The sequence below is a fragment of the Nonomuraea sp. NPDC048826 genome (genome assembly GCF_043198225.1).
Classification (GTDB): Bacteria; Actinomycetota; Actinomycetes; order Streptosporangiales; family Streptosporangiaceae; genus Nonomuraea.
Genome location: NZ_JBICUQ010000007.1, coordinates 373,981 through 391,704, shown reverse-complemented (window position 1 = coordinate 391,704; position 17,724 = coordinate 373,981). Strand labels below are relative to the sequence as shown.

Annotated in this window: 19 protein-coding genes; 7 read left to right on the top strand and 12 right to left on the bottom strand. The window is 74.6% G+C overall.

The annotated features are described in order from the left end of the window. Both ACGFI7_RS26685 and mshC read left to right on the top strand, forming a co-directional pair. Positions 1–651 carry an NRDE family protein gene (locus tag ACGFI7_RS26685; protein WP_393409316.1) on the top strand — a complete coding sequence of 217 codons (651 nt, stop codon included), beginning with the start codon at positions 1–3 and terminating at the stop codon, positions 649–651. Between the two features lie 10 nt (positions 652–661). Continuing rightward, positions 662–1,885, top strand: coding sequence for a cysteine--1-D-myo-inosityl 2-amino-2-deoxy-alpha-D-glucopyranoside ligase (gene mshC, locus ACGFI7_RS26680; RefSeq protein ID WP_393409315.1), 1,224 nt, complete (start codon positions 662–664; stop codon positions 1,883–1,885). Here the strand turns inward: mshC and ACGFI7_RS26675 are convergent. From ACGFI7_RS26675 to ACGFI7_RS26635, 9 genes are read right to left on the bottom strand one after another with little or no spacing between them, the layout of a single operon-like run. Continuing rightward, on the bottom strand, positions 1,882–2,856 hold the full coding sequence (locus tag ACGFI7_RS26675; RefSeq protein ID WP_393409313.1) for a UDP-glucuronic acid decarboxylase family protein: 975 nt from the start codon (positions 2,854–2,856) through the stop codon (positions 1,882–1,884). The genes mshC and ACGFI7_RS26675 overlap by 4 nt on opposite strands. After that, complete coding sequence (locus ACGFI7_RS26670) at positions 2,853–3,725, bottom strand: glycosyltransferase family 9 protein (RefSeq protein WP_393409312.1); 873 nt, start codon at positions 3,723–3,725, stop codon at positions 2,853–2,855. Before ACGFI7_RS26670 ends, ACGFI7_RS26675 begins: the two co-directional genes overlap by 4 nt. Continuing rightward, on the bottom strand, positions 3,716–4,390 hold the full coding sequence (locus tag ACGFI7_RS26665) for an SDR family oxidoreductase (RefSeq protein ID WP_393409310.1): 675 nt from the start codon (positions 4,388–4,390) through the stop codon (positions 3,716–3,718). Before ACGFI7_RS26665 ends, ACGFI7_RS26670 begins: the two co-directional genes overlap by 10 nt. Then, a complete protein-coding gene (locus tag ACGFI7_RS26660) occupies positions 4,387–5,766 on the bottom strand; it encodes a PfkB family carbohydrate kinase (RefSeq protein ID WP_393409309.1) in 1,380 nt (459 codons plus the stop codon). Before ACGFI7_RS26660 ends, ACGFI7_RS26665 begins: the two co-directional genes overlap by 4 nt. Further along, the gene (locus tag ACGFI7_RS26655) at positions 5,763–6,311 is read right to left on the bottom strand and encodes an SIS domain-containing protein (RefSeq protein ID WP_393409308.1); all 549 of its coding nucleotides are present in this window, start codon (positions 6,309–6,311) and stop codon (positions 5,763–5,765) included. Before ACGFI7_RS26655 ends, ACGFI7_RS26660 begins: the two co-directional genes overlap by 4 nt. After that, the gene (locus ACGFI7_RS26650) at positions 6,312–7,499 is read right to left on the bottom strand and encodes a glycosyltransferase (protein ID WP_393409307.1); all 1,188 of its coding nucleotides are present in this window, start codon (positions 7,497–7,499) and stop codon (positions 6,312–6,314) included. Next, positions 7,496–8,530, bottom strand: coding sequence for a glycosyltransferase family 9 protein (locus tag ACGFI7_RS26645; protein ID WP_393409305.1), 1,035 nt, complete (start codon positions 8,528–8,530; stop codon positions 7,496–7,498). The genes ACGFI7_RS26650 and ACGFI7_RS26645 overlap by 4 nt, the downstream gene beginning before the upstream one ends. After that, positions 8,527–9,468 carry a glycosyltransferase family 2 protein gene (locus ACGFI7_RS26640; RefSeq protein ID WP_393409303.1) on the bottom strand — a complete coding sequence of 314 codons (942 nt, stop codon included), beginning with the start codon at positions 9,466–9,468 and terminating at the stop codon, positions 8,527–8,529. The genes ACGFI7_RS26645 and ACGFI7_RS26640 overlap by 4 nt, the downstream gene beginning before the upstream one ends. Then, entirely contained in the window at positions 9,465–11,096 is a 1,632-nt protein-coding gene (locus tag ACGFI7_RS26635) for a carbamoyltransferase (protein ID WP_393409302.1), read from the bottom strand. Before ACGFI7_RS26635 ends, ACGFI7_RS26640 begins: the two co-directional genes overlap by 4 nt. Before the next feature lie 169 nt (positions 11,097–11,265). On the opposite strand from ACGFI7_RS26635, the gene ACGFI7_RS26630 reads away from it, so the two are divergent. The 3 genes from ACGFI7_RS26630 to ACGFI7_RS26620 are packed head-to-tail and all read left to right on the top strand — an operon-like array spanning position 11,266 to position 13,100. Next, positions 11,266–11,868: a D-glycero-alpha-D-manno-heptose-1,7-bisphosphate 7-phosphatase gene (locus ACGFI7_RS26630; RefSeq protein WP_393409300.1), complete on the top strand. Its 603-nt coding sequence runs from the start codon at positions 11,266–11,268 to the stop codon at positions 11,866–11,868. Next, positions 11,865–12,785 carry a glycosyltransferase gene (locus ACGFI7_RS26625; RefSeq protein WP_393409298.1) on the top strand — a complete coding sequence of 307 codons (921 nt, stop codon included), beginning with the start codon at positions 11,865–11,867 and terminating at the stop codon, positions 12,783–12,785. The genes ACGFI7_RS26630 and ACGFI7_RS26625 overlap by 4 nt, the downstream gene beginning before the upstream one ends. Before the next feature lie 24 nt (positions 12,786–12,809). Beyond that, entirely contained in the window at positions 12,810–13,100 is a 291-nt protein-coding gene (locus ACGFI7_RS26620) for a WhiB family transcriptional regulator (protein WP_393409297.1), read from the top strand. On the opposite strand, the gene def is transcribed toward ACGFI7_RS26620, so the two are convergent. Then, a complete protein-coding gene (gene def, locus ACGFI7_RS26615; RefSeq protein ID WP_393409296.1) occupies positions 13,036–13,521 on the bottom strand; it encodes a peptide deformylase in 486 nt (161 codons plus the stop codon). The two genes, ACGFI7_RS26620 and def, sit on opposite strands and share 65 nt — an antisense overlap. 229 nt (positions 13,522–13,750) lie before the next feature. Between def and ACGFI7_RS26610 the strand changes: the two genes are divergently transcribed. Both ACGFI7_RS26610 and ACGFI7_RS26605 read left to right on the top strand, forming a co-directional pair. Continuing rightward, complete coding sequence (locus tag ACGFI7_RS26610; RefSeq protein WP_393409294.1) at positions 13,751–14,920, top strand: uroporphyrinogen-III synthase; 1,170 nt, start codon at positions 13,751–13,753, stop codon at positions 14,918–14,920. Continuing rightward, positions 14,917–15,618 carry a sirohydrochlorin chelatase gene (locus ACGFI7_RS26605; protein WP_393409293.1) on the top strand — a complete coding sequence of 234 codons (702 nt, stop codon included), beginning with the start codon at positions 14,917–14,919 and terminating at the stop codon, positions 15,616–15,618. Before ACGFI7_RS26610 ends, ACGFI7_RS26605 begins: the two co-directional genes overlap by 4 nt. A 213-nt stretch (positions 15,619–15,831) precedes the next feature. Here ACGFI7_RS26605 and ACGFI7_RS26600 read toward each other — a convergent pair whose 3' ends face one another. Continuing rightward, the gene (locus ACGFI7_RS26600) at positions 15,832–16,353 is read right to left on the bottom strand and encodes a hypothetical protein (RefSeq protein ID WP_393409292.1); all 522 of its coding nucleotides are present in this window, start codon (positions 16,351–16,353) and stop codon (positions 15,832–15,834) included. A gap of 230 nt (positions 16,354–16,583) precedes the next feature. Next, positions 16,584–17,438 (bottom strand): PAC2 family protein, encoded by an 855-nt coding sequence (locus ACGFI7_RS26595; protein ID WP_393409291.1) that lies wholly within the window; start codon positions 17,436–17,438, stop codon positions 16,584–16,586. Positions 17,439–17,724: the final 286 nt, after the last annotated feature.

Here is a 17,724-nt window from a genome sequence, read left to right as displayed (position 1 = left end):
ATGTGCACGGTGATCGTGAGAACGGGGCGGCCCCTCACTCTGATGGGCATCAGGGACGAGTTCGCCGACCGCCCATGGGAAGGCCCGGCCGAACACTGGCCCGACTATCCCGGTGTCGTCGGCGGGCGTGACCTCAAGGCGGGCGGCACCTGGCTCGCGGTCGACCGGGCGGCGGCCCGGGCCGCCGCACTGCTCAACGGCCGCGGCACACCCGCGCCGGAGGCCCGCAAGGTCTCCCGCGGCGACCTGCCGCTGCGCGCCGTCGTCTCCGGCGATCTCCCGGATGCCGACCTGACCCGCTACGACCCGTTCCACCTGGTCCTCGCGGACCCGGACCGGGTGCGCCTGTTCAGCTGGGACGGGCACCGCCTGGAGACCTCCGAACTGCCCGGCGGCACCCACGTGATCGTCAACACCGGCCTGGACCCGGACCACGAGCGCGTCACCACCCACCTGCCGAGATTCGCCGGCGACGCCGACTGGCACGAGCCGCTCCGCGACCCGCCCTCCGACGCCCCCGAGGCGCTGATCGTCAGGCACGAACTGCCCGACGGCCGCGTCTTCGCCAGCCTCAGTGTCACTCTGCTGACGCTGGCGCCGGACGGCGTGACGTACGAGTTCACCGACATGACCGCTGATCAGCACGGATAGGCTCGAAGACATGAAATCGTGGTCCGCCCCCAACGTTCCCACGCTCCCCGGCGCGAGCGTCCCCCTGCGGCTCTACGACACCGCGTCCCGGGAGGTCCGGCAGACCGATCCCGGGCCGACCGCGAGAATGTACGTCTGCGGCATCACCCCCTACGACGCCACCCACCTCGGCCACGCCAACACCTACCTCGCCTTCGACCTGGCCGGCCGGATGTGGCGCGACGCCGGGCACCAGGTCCACTACACGCAGAACGCCACCGACGTCGACGATCCGCTGCTGGAGCGGGCCGAGCAGACGGGCGTCGACTGGCAGAGCCTGGCCGAGCGCGAGATCGACCTGTTCCGCGCCGACATGGAGGCGCTGCGCATCCTGCCGCCCCGCGAGTACGTCGCCGTCACCGAGGTCGTCGGCCGGGTGGCGGAGCTGATCGGCGAGCTGGGCGAGCGGGGCGTCACCTACGCGCTCGACGGCGACGTCTACTTCGACGCCGCGGCCGCCCCTCACTACGGCGAGGTGTCCGGCTACTCCCGCGAGCGGATGGTGGAGCTGTTCGCCGAGCGGGGCGGCGACCCCGAGCGCCCCGGCAAGCGCGACCCGCTCGACTGGCTGCTGTGGCGGGCCGAGCGGCCCGGCGAGCCCGCCTGGGACACCCCGCTGGGCCGTGGCAGGCCCGGCTGGCACGTCGAGTGCACCGCGATCGCGCTCGACAACCTGGGCGCCGGCTACGACGTCGCCGGCGGCGGCTCCGACCTGATCTTCCCGCACCACGAGTGCGGCGCCTCCGAGGGCTACGCGGCCGCCGGCCGGTGGCCGTTCGCCCGCTTCTACACCCACGCCGGCATGGTCGGCCTCGACGGCGAGAAGATGTCCAAGTCGCGGGGCAACCTCGTGTTCGTCTCCAAGCTGCGGGCCGAGCACGACCCGATGGCGATCCGGCTCCTCCTGCTGGGCAAGCACTACCGCGCCGACTGGGAGTACACCCCCGCCCTGCTCGCCGACGCCGAGGCCCGGCTGGAGCGCTGGCGCTCCGCCGTGGCGCTCGACGCCGCGCCGCCCGCCGGCGACCTGCTGGCCGACGTGCGCGACCGGCTCGCCGACGACCTCGACGCCCCCGGCGCCGTGGCCGCCGTCGACCGGTGGGCCGGCGAGGCGCTCGACGGGCGGGGGAGCGACCCGTCGGCGCCGGCCCTGGTCCGCGACCTGGCCGACGCCCTCCTCGGCGTGACGCTCTAGGCCGCCCCGGCGCCCGTCATCCTGACCGGCGGGCGGTGGCGCTTCAGCTCCGCGGTGAACCACTCGATGGTGCGCCGCAGCCCGTCGCCGGCCGGCACCTTCGCCGTCCAGCCGAGCCTCTCGGCGGCCAGCGTGGTGTCCGGCCGGCGCACCTTCGGGTCGTCCTCCGGCCGGTCGATGAACTCGATCGGCGACGACGACCCGGTCAGCTCCTTGATCGTCATGGCCAGGTCGAGCATGGTCAGCTCGTCCGGGTTGCCGAGGTTCACCGGCCCGTCGAAGTCGCTGTCGGCCATGGCCAGCACACCCGACACCGTGTCGTCCACGTAGCAGATGGAACGGGTCTGCGAGCCGTCCCCGGTGATCGTGATCGGCTCGCCGGTCAGCGCCTGGCGGATGAACGTCGGGATCGCCCGGCCGTCGAACGGCCGCATGCGCGGCCCGTACGTGTTGAAGATCCGCACGATGCCGGTGTCGGTGCCGCGCGAGACCCGGTAGGCCGTGGTCAGCGACTCGGCGAAGCGCTTGGCCTCGTCGTAGACGCTGCGCGGGCCGACCGGGTTGACGTTCCCCCAGTACGTCTCGCGCTGCGGGTGCTCCAGCGGGTCGCCGTACACCTCGCTGGTGGAGGCCAGCACGAACCTGGCCCCCTTCTCCCTGGCGAGCCCGAGCGCGTGCAGCGTGCCGACGCTGCCGACGCGCAGCGTCTCGATCGGGTAGCGCAGGTAATCGGCCGGCGAGGCGGCCGAGGCGAAGTGCAACACCAGGTCGACCCGGCCGGGTACGTGCACGTAGCCGGTCAGGTCGCACTCGACGATGCGGAACGACGGCCGGTCGATCAGGTGCTCCACGTTGCGCGGCCCGCCGGTCAGGAAGCTGTCCATGCACACCACGTCAGCCCCCCGGTCCAGCAGCCGCTCACACAGGTGGGAGCCGAGGAACCCGGCTCCTCCGGTGACCAGCGCTCTCATGACGTGACCTCCATGGCGGCGTCGACGACTTCGGAAACCTCGATCTCGAGCAGGCCGGGGTCCGGCCTGTCGCCGTGCGGGTCGCCCCGGTGCCCGGTCCACAGCGCGACGTGCCGCCACCCCGGCGGCGGCCCCCACTGCATCGGCGACACCGGCCCGAACAGCACCACCGACGGCACGCAGAACGCGGTCGCCAGGTGGCCCACGCCGGTGTCGCCGCACACCACCAGGCGGGCCCTGCTCACCAGCTCGATCAGGTCGGCCAGGTCGGTGCGGCCGGCGAGCACCCGATCCGCCGGCAGCCCCGCCAGCTCGGCCACTCTCCTGGCCAGGCCGACCTCTTCGGCGCTGCCGGTGACGACCACGTCGTCCAGCAGCGCCGCCACCTTGGCGAACCGCTCCGGCGGCCAGCGCCTGGCCGGGAACGCGGCCCCCGGGTGCACGATCGCCGGCCCGGTCCGGTCGGACACGCCGAGCGTCAGATCCCGCGGATCGGCCGGGATGCCGTACCACTCCAGCAGATCGCACCAGCGCCGCACCTCGTGCACGCCGTCCTGCCAGGGCGGGCCGTCCTCGTAGCTGATCAACCGGCCGGGCTCGGTACGGCGCAGCGCCTCGACGCTCTGCGGGCCCCGGCCGTGCAGGTTGACCGCGATGTCCGGACGCCCGAACGGCACCGGACCCGGCCCGGACACGTCGATCTGGTCGTCCACCGCGCAGGTGAGCGGCAGCAGCGGGCCGAGATAGGCCGGGGTGGCGAGCGTGATCCGGTGCTCCGGATGGGCCTGGCGCAGCGCGCGCAGCGCGGGGACGGCGGTGAGCAGGTCGCCCAGCCCGAGTCCGCGCAGCGCCAGGAGTTCTAGGGCCATGATGTCTCCGTGTCGGGGCAGACGACGAGTTCCCTGATCTCGCAGCCGACCGGCCGGCCGAGCGCGAACACCACGGCCTGGGCGACGTCCGCGGGATCGTTCAGCCCCGCCTCCGGGCCCGGCTTGTACTGCTCGGGCCGGCCGTCGAAGAAGCCGGTCCGCATGCCGCCCGGCACCAGCAGGGTGACCCCCACCTCGCCGCGCAGCTCGACCGCCAGCGCCCGGGTCAGCCCCACCACGCCGAACTTCGACGCGCTGTAGGCCGAGGCGTCGCTGAGCGGGCGCAGCCCGAGCGTGGACGCGCAGGTGACGATCCGGCCGCGGGACCTTTTCAGGTACGGGAGCGCGGCCCGCACCACGGAGGCGGTGCCCAGCAGGTTGACCTTGATCACCTGCTCCCAGTCGTCGGCGGGCACGTCCTCCAGCCGCCCGCACCGGTCGATGCCGGCCGCGGTGACGATCGCGTCCAGGCCGCCGGCCCGCTCGGCCAGCTCGGCGACCGCGCGCTCGGCCTGCCCCCGGTCGGCCAGATCGGCGGTGACGTGCGCGAACCGCTGGTCCGGCTCGCGCACGTCGACGACCAGCGGCCGCCAGCCTTCCTTCTCGACCGCCTCGGCCGTGGCCAGGCCCAGGCCGGAGGAGCCCCCCGTGATCAGTACGTTCATCGGATCTCCTTGATCAGATTGGTTGTCGAACGTCCCGGCAGCAGGTCCAGCACCACTGTCTCGGCACCGATGCCGGCCAGGACCTCGGATTCGGGCAGCGTGCCGCCCTCGTAGTCGCCGCCCTTCACCCACACGTCGGGGCGGAGCAGCTCGATCGCGCGGACCGGGGTGGGCTCGTCGAAGACCAGCACCGCGTCCACGCAGCTCAGCTCGCGCAGGACCTCGACCCGGTCGGTCACGTTCACGATCGGGCGGGACGGCCCCTTGAGCCCGCGCACGGACTCGTCGGAGTTCACGCACACGACGAGCGCGTCGCCGAGAGCGCGGGCCCGCCGCAGCAGGCTGACGTGCCCGGCGTGCAGCAGGTCGAAGCAGCCGCCGGTGGCGATCAGCCGCCCGCCGGACGCCCTGGTCAGCTCGGCCACCTCGGCCGCGGTGCGCGGCCGGTCGCCCAGCTCCTGCTCCTGGACGCGGACGGCGCCGGCGCCTCCGTCGGCGACGAACCGCGAGGCCGCGCCGACCCCGGCGGTGACCGCCTCCGTCACCCCGGCCCCGGCCAGCAGGGCCAGCGCCGCGGCGCCGGCCAGCCGGTCGCCCGCGCCGCACACGTCCTGGCCGCTCGCCAGGACCGGTGCGGGGATCTTGAGCAGGGCGCCGCCGGGCAGCGCCAGCGACGCGCCCCCGGAGCCCTGGGTGACGGCGACGGCCCCGGCCCCGAACTCCTCCCGGATGGCGCGGGCCGCTCCGTCGGCGCCGGGGAACGCGCCGGGGCACAGTCTCCTGGCCTCGGCCTCGCTCGGCGTGATGAGCGCGCATCCCTCCGGCGGCCTGCCCCCTCTGGGGTGCGGATCCCACACCACGGGCGCCGCGCAGCCGCGCAGCAGCTCCCGCGCCACCGCGGCGACCCCGCGGCCGTAGTCGGCCACCAGCACCGCCCCCGCCGCCGCGACCGCCTCGGCGGCCCGCGCCCAGCTCTCCGCGTCCTGCCGGTCCGCCCCGGCGGGCGGGGCGGCGGACCCGTCGCCGGTGTCCAGACGCAGGAGCGTCTGGCCCGACGCCCTGACGCGTGTCTTGCGTACGGTCTCGCCCCGCAGCGGCAGCCGCACCAGCTCCAGCTCCGCCGACAGCAGCCCGCACAGGCGGCGCCCCGCCGGGTCGTCGCCGATCGCGGTGATCAGCACCACGTCGGCGCCGTCCCGGGCGGCGAGCAGCGCCGCCAGCCCCGCGCCGCCGGGCCGGGCGTGCTCGGCGGCCACGTCGACCACCGGCACCGGCGCGTCCGGGCAGAGCCGCTCGGCCTCGCCCTCGACGTCCACGTCCAGCAGCGTGTCGCCGACGACGACCAGCGGACCCGGGGCGGGGGCGTCCTGGCTCACAGGGCCTCCTCCACCGCGTCGCACAGCATGTGGACCAGGGCCAGGTGGACCTCCTGCACCGTGGACGTCTCGTCGGCGGGCACGGCGATGGCGTCGTCGCACAGGTCGGCGAGCGCGTTCGGGGCGGGCCCGGTGAGAGCCCACGACACGATCCCGCACTCCTGGGCGGCCCGCGCCGCGGCCAGCACGTTGGCGCTGGCGCCGCTGGTCGACAGGCAGATCAGCACGTCACCCGGCCGGCCGTGGGCCCGGACCTGGCGGGCATAGACCTCGTCGGCGCCGAAGTCGTTGGCGATCGCGGTGAGCGAGGAGGTGTCGGCGTGCAGCGGGATCGCCGCGTACGCCGGCCGGTCGGCCCGGAACCTGCCGACCAGCTCGGCCGTCAGGTGCTGGGCCTCGGCAGCCGACCCGCCGTTGCCGCAGGCCAGCAGCCTGCCGCCGGCGGCGAGCACGCCCCCGAGCTTGCCGCCCCAGGTGCGGATCGTGGTGGCGTGATCGTCGACCCTGGTCAGGGCCGTGCGGAGCTTCTCCAGATGCGTGTCCATTCATCCCCCCAGCGCGGCGAGACGGCTCGGCTGTCCGTCGATCACCTGCGTGTACACGGCCTCGGTCTGCTCGGCGACGCGCGGCCAGCCGTACCGCTCACGGGCCCGGCGGGCGCCGGCCGCGCCGATCTCCCGCCGTCTGCCCGGGTCGTCGAGCACCTGGCGCAGCGCCCTGGCGAGCGCCCTCGGTCTGCGCGGCGGCACCAGCAGCCCGCAGCCGGCCACCGTGTCCAGGTGGCCGCCGACCGCCGAGGCCACGACCGGCGTGCCGCACGCCATCGCCTCCACGGGCACCAGCCCGAACGGCTCGTACCACGGCACGGTGACCAGCACGTCGGCGGCGCGCATGAGCGCCGGGACGTGCTCGCGTGACACGCTGCCGATCACGTGCACGCGGTCCTGAAGCCCGTAACCCTGCGCCAGCTCACGCAGCCGCACCGCCTCCTCGTCGTCGGTCCGCCCGCCGGCGACGACCAGCTCGGCGCCGGGGATCCGGCGCAGCGCGGCGATCACCGTGTCGACGCCCTTGCGCGGCACCAGCCGGCCGATGCTCAGCACCATCGGCCCGTCCGTGCGCGGCGCCACGGGCCCGTCGGGACAGAACTTGTCGAGGTCGACGCCGCACGGCACGACGGAGATCCGGGACTCGGGCACGCCCATCGCGATCAGTTCCTCGACCTCGTCGCCGCAGGTCGCCAGGACCGCGTCGGCGCGCCGGCCGATGGCGCGCTCGGTCGCCACGCGGTGCGCGGGACTGGTGTCGGCGTGACCCTGCCAGCGCCGCTTCACCGTGCCGAGCGCGTGGAACGTCTGCACCACGGGCACGCCGTCGGCCGCCTGCAGCGCCGCCTGCCCGCTCATCCAGAAGTGCGCGTGCACCACGTCGGGGGCGCGCAGCGCCCAGCGGCCGGCCAGCCGGTCGGTGAACTCCGGCATGTACGGGGGAAGCTCGTCCTTCGGCACCGGCGCCGCGGGCCCCGCGGGCACGTACTCGACGGTGACGCCGGGGGAGACCCGCACCGAGCGGGGCTGGTCCGGTCGGGAGCGACGGGTGTGCACGACCACCGAGTGGCCGCGCGCGGCCAGCGCCGTGGCCAGCGAGGCCACGTACACGTTCTGACCGCCGGAGTCGACGCCGCCGATCGCGGCGAGCGGGTCGGCGTGCTCCGAGATGAGATCGATCTTCACTGCGTCAGCTCCCTCACTGCCTTGACCACCTGCTCACTGGCTATCTGCGACAGGCACGGATGCCCGGGAACCGGGCAGGTGCGCGCCCTGCTCGCACGGCAGGGCGCGTCCTGGTCACCGAGCAGAACCGCGGGCACCCCGTACGGGGCCCACCGCTCGGCGGGAACGACGGGGGCGAACAGGCTGACCACCGGTGTGCCGACGGCCGCCGCCAGGTGTGCCGGGCCGGTGTTGCCGGACACGAGCACCCCGGCGTGCTCCAGCACGGCGGCCAGGTCGGCGAACGAGGTCCTGCCACCGAGGTCCACGGCGTCGTCGCCGGCGACGAAGGCGGTGAGATCGCGTTCCTTGCCGGTGACCACGACCCGGTGCCCATCGTGGACCAGCTCCCGCACGGTCTGGCGGTGCTTCTCCGCAGGCCAGGTCCGGGCGGGGGCGGAGGCCCCCGGGTGCACCACGACATACGCGCCTTTGCCGGCCACGCCGCCGACGCTGAGCAATTGCCCTATTTCTGGGGTGATATCCGGGAGTGGCCGCCGAACTGCGAGTTTGCCGTCGTCGCCGGGCGGCAGCTCGAACCCGGCGGCGCGGGCCAGGGCCAGCATCCGCTCCGCCTCCGGCACGTCGACGCTCTCGTCGACCCGATGGCGGACGTCCAGCAGCGAGCCCGGGTAGTCGTCGCTGACGGCGGCGATCCGCCGCACCCCCGCCAGCCTCAGCAGCAGGGCCAGCGGCAGCGCCGACTGGTGGAACGAGGTCAGGATCAGCGCCTCGTCGCAGCCGCGCGCCTGCTCGACGAGCGCCTCCACCTCGGCGCGGTCCACCGGCGGCGGCTCGCTCATGATCCACGGGGACCGCCACTCCACCACCCGGTCCACCCCGGGCAGCAGCATGGCGGCGGCACGGCCGGCCGGACCGGCGAGGAAGACGACCTCGGCCGCCCGCGCGCGCACGGCGCGCACGGCGGGACCGGCCAGGAGCACGTCCCCGGCGTCGTCCAGCCGCGCCACGAGCACCCGTGGACCGCTCATCGCCGCACCTCCCATTCCCCTCTGAGCCGGTGCCAGCAGGCCGCCGGGGGGATCAGCACGCTGGTGGCGGCCATCCGCGCCACCTCCGGGAGGGTGCGCGGCCCCGGCCGGATCCGGGCCCAGGCGAACTCCCCGGTCATCAGCGCCCACCCCGCCGCGGCCGTCACGGCCGCGGCCCCGAGCCCCCGGCCGGAGGTCAGCGCACGGGCCGCGCCCAGGGTGAGAGCGGCGGCGGCGCAGGCCGTCGTGGCCGCGTGGCGGCGCAGCCGGCCCCGGGCGCCGCCGATCGCCGCCCGCCATCCCGGCCCGTGCAGGCGCCGCATCCGGGCGTCGTCGGCGTTGCCGCGCTGAAACCGTACGCTCGCCCAGAAGCCGTCGTCGCGCACCGGGTGCACCGTCACCCGCGCCCCCTTGACCAGCCGGTAGCCCGCCCCCAGCAGGCGCAGGGCCAGGTCGGAGTCCTCCCGGTAGGCGCGCGGGAAGCGCTCGTCGAAGCCGCCGGCCCGCTCCAGCGCCGCGCGCCTGAAGGCCATGTCGGCCGTCGGCCAGTCGGCGCCGGCCAGCCCGGCGGTGTGCCGCTCGCCGTCGGTGGGCCGGCGGCCCGCCGGCAGCGGCACCACGATCCGCCCCTGACTGCCGGCCACGTCCTCAGGCAGGTCGACCAGGTCCTTCCAGACCGCGTCCACCCAGCCGGGCGAGGGCACCACGTCGTCGTCCAGGAACGCCACCCAGGGCGTGTCCGCGGCCCGCCACCCGGCGTTGCGCGCCGCCGCCGGCCCCCGGCCGCCCGAGCGCACGACCCGTACCCCGGCGGGCACCTCCAGCGGGTCCGCCGGGCCCGGCCGGTCGTCGGCCACCACCACCGGCACGCCCGCCAGCGCGGCCAGCGTGGCCCGCAGGGTCGGCCGCCCGATCGTGGGGATCACCACCGTGATCACTGTCCGAACACCTCCCGCCGCCGGATCAGATACGGCCCCAGGGCCAGCACCTCGACCGGGGCGGACCCGAAGCACTCCAGCGCGTCGCGCGGGTCGTCCACCATCGGGCGCCCGGCGGTGTTGAGGCTGGTGTTGACCACGACGGGCAGACCCGTGCGCGCCTCGAACTCGGACAGCACCCGGGCCATCAGCGGCTCGGCGGCGGGGGAGACGGTCTGGATCCTGGCCGTCCCGTCGACGTGCACCACGGCGGGCAGGCGCTCACGCCAGCCGGGCCGGACGTCGTGCACGAACAGCATGTACGGCGACGGCACCGGACCCCGGCCGAAGATGGCGTCCGCCCGGTCCTCCAGCACCATGGGCGCGATCGGCCGGAACTGCTCGCGTCCCTTGACGTCGTTGAGCCGCTCGGTGTTGATCGCGTGCCCGGGATGGGCCAGCAGCGAGCGGTGCCCGAGGGCCCGCGGCCCGTACTCCGACCGTCCCTGGAACCAGGCGACGATCCGGTCGGCGGCCAGCTCGGCCGCCACCGCCGCCGCCAGGTCGGCCGGCCGCGTGTACGGGACGCGCGCCACGTCCAGCCACGCGCCCAGCTCCTCGTCGGTGAAGCCGCGCCCGAGCGCGGCGGTGTCCATCGGCGCGGCCGGCTCCCCGTACGCCTGCGCCAGGTGGAGCGCTCCGCCCAGCGCCGTGCCGGAGTCTCCGGCGGCCGGCTGCACCCACACCTCGTCGAACGGCCCTTCGGCGAGCAGCCGGGTGTTGGCCACGCAGTTCAGCGCCACCCCGCCGGCCAGGGCGAGGCGCCGCTCGCCGGTCCGCTCGTGCAGCCAGCGGGCCAGGTCCAGCAGGACCTCCTCCAACCGGGTCTGCACGCTGGCCGCCAGGTCGGCGTGGTCGTCCGTCCACGGCTCGCCGCTGCGCAGCCGCTTGGCGTACCCGCCCCACTCGATCGGCGTCACGTGGAAGCCGCCGTCGCCCGTCGCGTAGACCAGCTCGCGCAGCTCCTCCAGGAACCGCGGCCGGCCGTAGGAGGCGAGCGCCATCACCTTGTACTCGTCGCTGGAACGCAGGAAGCCCAGATGCTCGGTCACGTCCTCGTACATCAGCCCGAGTGAGTGCGGCAGCCGCTGGGCGGCCAGCACCTCCAGCTCGCCGCCGGTGTAGCGACCGGCCAGGTGGGAGACGTCCTCGCCACGGCCGTCGCACACCAGCACCGCGCAGTCGCGCCAGGGCGAGGCCAGTCCCGCCGAGGCGGCGTGCGCCACGTGGTGCGGCACGAACCGCACCTGGGCCGGGTCCAGCCCCGGCAGCGCCGTGGACAGGAACAGCGGGGCGCGGACCGCGTAACGCGTGCGCAGGTCCTCCCAGTCGCCGTCCGGCCGCTGCTCGACCAGGGCGGGATCGTAGGAGTAGGCCACCGCGTCGATGTCCTCGGGGCCGATGCCGGCCTCCCTCAGGCACCAGGCGGCCGCCTGCTCCGGCAGTTCCCAGGCGGAGAACGGCAGCGGGCGCTTGCCGTGCTTGCGCCGGCTGAACCGCTCCTCCTCCGCCGCGGCGACCACCTTCCCGTCCACGACCAGAGCTGCCGCGGGGTCATGGAAGATCGCGTTGATGCCGAGAAATCTCATCGGATCCCTTCCTGCGAAGATGGGAGAACCGCTACCGAGAGGAGCGGTGCTCAAACACACCTGCCTCACTGATGAGGGCAAATACCCCGTCTCACCGCCGGTTGGTCACGCTAAGTAGTTGTTTGCGGGGTAGGGGCCCGGGTAGCTGGAGGCCACGCGACGGAGGTGGATGGTGTTCGAACAACGACGTCCCGGGGCCGTGCTCTTCGACAGGGACGGAACCCTCATCAGGGATGTCCCGTACAACGGCGACCCCACGCTCGTCCGGCCCATGCCCGGGGCGCTGGAGGCGCTGAGCATGCTGCGGAGGGCCGACCTGCCGGTGGCGGTGGTGACCAACCAGTCGGGCGTGGCCAAGGGGCTGATCACCGCCGACGAGATGGAACAGGTGAACGCCCGCGTCGAGGAACTGCTCGGCCCGTTCGACGCGTGGGCGATCTGCGTGCACGACGACACCGACGGCTGCACCTGCCGCAAACCCGCGCCCGGCCTGCTCATCAGGGCCGCCGCGGTGCTGGACGTCAGCCCCCGCGAGTGCGTCATGGTCGGCGACATCGGCCGCGACATGGAGGCGGCCAGGGCCGCGGGAGCGCGCGGCATCCTGGTGCCGACCCCCGAGACACTGCACGAGGAGATCGAGCACGCCCCCGAGCTCGCCGACGACCTCCTCGACGTGGCCGACCGGCTGCTGCGCGAGGCGGACGCAGCCCCGGCCCCGGTCGCCGTGGGCGGCTCCGCCTGGTCGCGCAACCTCGGCTGGAGTCGTTGGTGAGGATCCTCATCTGGCACGTCCACGGTTCGTGGACGACCTCGTTCGTGCAGGGCCGCCACGAGTACGTCCTGCCGCTCGTCCCCGGCCGTGGTCCCGACGGCCGGGGGCGGGCCGACACCTACCCGTGGCCGGACAGCGCCCGCGAGGTGCCCTGGGACCGGCTCCGCGACGAGCCGATCGACGTGGTCGTCTACCAGCGCCCGCACGAGCTCGACCTGGCCCGCGAGTGGCTCGGCCGCGACCTGCCCGGCGTCTACGTCGAGCACAACACCCCCGCAGGCGACGTGCCGCGCACCCGCCACCCGCTGGCCGACCGCTCCGACCTCACGCTCGTGCACGTCACCCACTTCAACGAGCTGTTCTGGGACAACGGCCGGGCGCCCACCCGGGTCGTCGAGCACGGCGTCGTGGACCCCGGCCACCTCTACACCGGCGAGCTGCCCAGAGCCGGCGTGGTGGTCAACGAGCCCGTCAGGCGCACCCGGGTGGCCGGCACCGACCTGCTGCCGCGCTTCGCCGCCGAGGTGCCGCTCGACCTGTTCGGCATGAAGGTCGACGGGCTGCCGTACGGGACGTACGAGGACCTGCCGCAGGCCCGGATGCACGCCGAACTGGCCAGGCGGCGGGTCTACCTGCACCCGTACCGGTGGACGTCGCTCGGGCTCGCCCTCATCGAGGCGATGACGCTGGGCATGCCGGTGGTCGCGGTGGCCGCCACCGAGGCCGTCGAGGCGGTGCCGCCGGAGGCGGGCGTCATCTCCACCCGGGTGGACGTGCTGGCCGGGGCGCTCAAGGAGTTCGCGGCGGATCCGGAACGGGCCGCCCAGGCCGGGAAGGCCGCGCGGGCGGCCGCGCTGGCGCGCTACGGGCTCGACAGGTTCCTGCTCGATTGGGACCACCTGCTCGACGAGGTATGACCCGGAAAGCGCTGGGTAGGCGCGATGAGCATGATGATGCTCGACTGGTCACGCAGGGCCGCCTGCTCCGACCTGGACCCTGAGCTTTTCTTCCCGATCTCGCTCCAGGGCCCGGGCCAGTCACAGGTGGAACGCGCCAAAGCCATTTGCCAGACATGTCCCGTACGGGAGCCATGCCTCGACTACGCGGTCAGCAGCGGCCAGACGCACGGCGTCTGGGGCGGCACCGACCCCGATCAGCGGCGCGCGCTCATCCCGAGGACAGCGCCGCAGCCAGAAAGCGTCCCCGCTCGTCCGCTGACAGGTGGTCGCTGAACAGCACCCCGTCCAAGTGGTCGGCCTCGTGCTGCAGCACTCTCGCCAGCACGTTCAGCGCCCGCACCGTGACGGGCTTGCCGAACATGTCACGGCCGCGCGCCGTGACCATGAACGCGCGCTCCAGCGGCCACCACACGCCCGGCGCCGACAGGCACGCCTCGTCCGCCGTGATCCGCCGCTCCGACAGCTCCAGCCGCGGATTGACCAGATGGCCGGACGCTCCCTCGTACGCGTAGACGAGCACCCGCAGCGGCACCCCCACCTGGGGCGCGGCCAGCCCCGCCCGCCCGGCGCCCGCGCGCAGCGTCGCCGTCATGGACTTGACCAGCCTGCGAAGCTCCTTGTCGAAGTCTGTCACCGGCTCCGCCACCGAGCGGAGCACCGGATCGTCGAACGCCCTGATCGGCAGCACCGTCACCCGCAACTCCCCGAATGGTCGCGTCGCACACCGACGGATTTCCCGCCCGCGCCGCCCGCCAACCCCCCTGGCTGCCGCTTGTAGCACAGCGGTAACAGAAGAGACCCAGCGAGGAAACCCCCCGAATCCACGATGAGGGGGTGATCTCACTTCCGGTTCACGTGCCTGTGATGTCCGGCCGGGTGCTCGGGGCCCGGCCGGGCGTCCCTACCCACGACGAGGTTTTCGCATGAGCGCGCCATCCATCGAGGACGTAACCGCTTCACCGGAAACCGCGCCGGACGCGCTGGCGGGGTTCACGATCGGCGTCACGGCCACCCGGCGGCGCGAGGAGTTCGGCGCGCTGCTCGAACGCCGCGGCGCCCGCGTGCTGAGCGCACCCGCGATCAGGCTGGTCCCGCTCGCGGAGGACGCCGACCTGCTCGCCGCGACCCGGCGGAGCCTGGAACGGCCGGTCGACGACGTGGTCGTCACCACCGGCGTCGGGTTCCGCGGCTGGATGGCCGCCGCCGAGGGCTGGGGCCTGTCCGCCGAGCTGGGCGACCATCTCGCCGGGGCGCGCCTGCTCACCCGGGGGCCCAAGGCCAGGGGAGCGGTCCGCGCCGCCGGGCTCAACGACCACTGGACCCCGGCCACCGAGTCCTGCGCCGAGGTCAAGGACTACCTGCTCGCCCAGGACCTGCGCGGCCGCCGCATCGCCGTGCAGCAGCACGGCGAGCCGCTCGACGACTTCATCGCCGCCCTGCGCGGCGCCGGGGCCGAGGTCATCGAGATCCCGGTCTACCGGTGGCTGCCGTACCGCGACCCGTCGCCGCTGCGCCGCCTGATCACCCAGACCATCGCGGGCTCGGTCGACGCCGTCGCCTTCACCAGCGCGCCCGCCGTGCACGCCATGCTCAACGCCGCCCGGGCGGCGGGCGTCGAGGACGCGCTGCTGGCGGCGTTCGGCGGGCCCGTCGTGGCCGCCTGCGTCGGCCCTGTCACCGCGGGCCCGCTCACCGACCGCGGCGTGCGCACGCTCCAGCCCGACCGGGCCAGACTGGGCGCGCTCGCCCGCGTGCTGGCCCGCCACCTGCCCGCCGAGTCCGTGTCCCGGCTGGAGGCGGGCGGGCACCGCCTGGAGATCCGCGGCCACGCCGTGGTCGTCGACGGCGACCTGCGGCCCCTGCCCCCCGCCCCGATGGCCGTGCTCAAGCGCCTGGCCGACAAGCCCGGCCACGTCGTCTCCCGCGCCGACCTGCGCACCGTCCTGCCCGGCAGCACCGCCAGGGACTCGGCCGAGCACGCCGTCGAGATGGCCATCACCCGGCTGCGCCGCGCCCTCGGCCCCGCCGGGATCGTCGAGACCGTGGTCAAGCGCGGCTACCGGCTGGCCTGCCGGTACGAGGGCGAACTGTGACCCCGACGCTCGTCCTCGCCGCCCACGGCACCCGCAGCGAGGAGGGCCGGCAGACCATGTCCGCGCTCGCCAGGGCCGTCCGCGCGGCCCGGCCCGGCCACCGGGTCGAGCTCGGCTACCTGGAGATCTGCGCCCCGCTGCTGCGCGACGTGCTCCCGGCCGTCCGAGGGCCGGTGGTCGTCGTCCCGCTGCTGCTCGCCGGCGGCTACCACGTGCACATCGACCTGCCCGCCGTGCTCGCCGACCACCGCCCCGACGCCGTGACCGCCGGGCCGCTCGGCCCGCACCGGCTGCTCACCGCCGCGCTCGCCCGCCGGCTGAGCAGGGCGGGGCTGCGCGCCACCGACGCGGTCGTGCTCGGCGCGGCCGGATCGTCCGACCCCGCCGCGCTGGCCGACGTCCGGGCCGCCGCCCACCGGCTCGCCCTTCGCCTGTCCCGCCCGGTCACCGCCGCCTTCGTCTCGGCGGGGGAGCCGGGGCTGGCCGAGACGATGGAACGGCTGCGGTCCGGCCCGGCGGCCCGGGTGGCGCTCGCCTCCTATCTGCTGGCGCCCGGGTTCTTCCACTCCCGGCTGGCCGACGCGGGCGCCGACCTGGTCAGCGCGCCGCTCGGCGCGGACCCGGACGTCGCCGCCCTGACCTGGCACCGCTACGACGAGGCCCTGCGCCGCACCGCCCGCACCCCGGCCGCGGTCTGACACCCTGGCGCGGCATGGCTGGGTCGCGCCGACGCGCCGGCGCCCTGGCGTGGCATGGCTGGGTCGCGCCTACGCGCTGGCGCCCTGGCGTGGCACGGCTGGGTCGCGCCGACGCCCCGCGGCGTCGGCGTGGCGGCCGCGCCGACGGTCTGACGCCCCGGCGCGGCGCCGCCGGGTCGCCAGCGCTCCTGACCGGTTCGTACGCGGTCTTCGTCAGCGGGGCTCCAGGCGCAGCTCGCGGATGATCTCGGTGGCGGCCGCGTCGCGGGACGGCTCGTCGCCGGCGCCCACGAACAGCTCGATGCAGGCGTGGTGGAAGCAGCCGGCCAGCAGCAGCCGGGCGCTCGCCGCCGGGTCCACCTCCGCCGACACCCGGCCGAGCAGCCGCTCCTCGCGAAGGTAGGAGGCGAGCGGGGTGAGCTCGGCCACCGGGCCGAGCCCGTTCGCCTTGAGCGCGTGCCGGAACCGCACGGTGACGGCGGGGGAGGTGAAGGCGGGCATCGCGGCCGACTGCACGTCCGCGTAGTAGTCGATGCCGGCCCGCGCCACCACGAACAGGTTGTCGCGCACCTGCCCGCGCCCCGCACGGTGCTCCAGGTCACGCAGGACGCCCAGCCAGAGCGGGAGACGGTCCTGCAGCAGGGCCAGGAAGTGGTCCACCTTCCCGCCCGGGCCGTCCTCGCGCAGGGGCGCGGCCATCTGCAGGACCAGACGCCTGGTGTCCTGGCTGGTCAAAGGGTGACTACCGGACGGAATCGCCATGATCAGCCTCACGTGGAGGGTCAGCGGACGACCCGATTATGAACCCGCGACCGCGAAAAGTACGGCGTTTGAATGTTCTGCCGCCGACACCGTGACCACGGACATCTCGCGGGCGGGCCGGGCCGGCGGAGGAAGCGGGCAGCCAGGCCCACCGTGGCCACGGCGATGGGTGGCGGCGGGGATGGTTGAGGGTTGCCCGGGCGTCAGGAATCGGTGTCGCGGTCGCGACGTCTCAGGTAGCGCTCGAACTCGGCCGCGATCGCGTCGCCGCTCGCCTCGGGCAGCTCCGCGGCGTCCTTGCGCTCCTCGAGCTCCTTGACGTACTCGGCCACCTCGCTGTCCTGCGAGGCCAGCTCGTCGACGCCGTGTTCCCACGCGCGGGCCTCCTCGTCGAGGTCGCCCAGCGGCATCGGGATCTCCAGCACGTCCTCCAGCCGGCGCAGCAGCGCCAGCGTGGCCTTCGGGTTGGGCGGCTGGGCCACGTAGTGGGGCACCGACGCCCACAGCGTGACGGCGCTCAGGCCCGCGCGGCCGAACGCGTGCTGCAGCACGCCGACGATGCCCGTCGGGCCCTCGTAGCGGCTCAGCTCCAGGTTGATGGAGCGCGCCAGGCCCTCGTCGGTCGCCGAGCCGAGTATCGGCACCGGCCGGGTGTGCGGCGAGTCGTTGAGCAGCGCGCCCAGCATGACGGCCTGCTCGACGCCGAGCTCGCGGCAGACGTCGATGATGTCGGCGCAGAACGACCGCCAGCGCATGTTGGGCTCGATGCCGCGCAGCAGCACCACGTCGCGCTCCAGGCCCGGCGGCCGGGCCCGCAGCAGCCGCGTCGTCGGCCAGATGATCGACCGGGTGAGCCCGTCGCCCATCTCCACGACCGGGCGGGTGACCTGGAAGTCGTAGTAGTCGTCAGGGTCCAGCTCGGCCAGCGGCTCGGCCTTCCACGCGGACTCGAGATGGGCGATCACACCGCTCGAGGCCTCGCCCGCGTCGTTCCACCCCTCGAACGCGGCAATGAGCACCGGGTCGACGAGCTCGGGGAGCCCTTCGAGCTCGATCACGTGTCGCCTCCTGTCTGCACCATCGCGCTAAGCCTATGCGGTGAGGAGGCACTCATGTCACGTGGTAAGCGCGATCAGTGGCTCCGGTCGTACAGCCTGTCGAGGAAGAGCAGGTCGGGCCCGGTCCCTGGCGGGGCGGCGTACGCTCCTGGCTGAGCCCGGCATCCCGGGCGAGCCCGGGACATCCCGCTTCGCCCGGCGCGTCCCCTGAGGTGAAGCCGCAGGTGCGGGGGAACCCCGATGGGGGCGCGGATCGCGGTTCCGGGCAGCCGATAGGCTGTGGTCC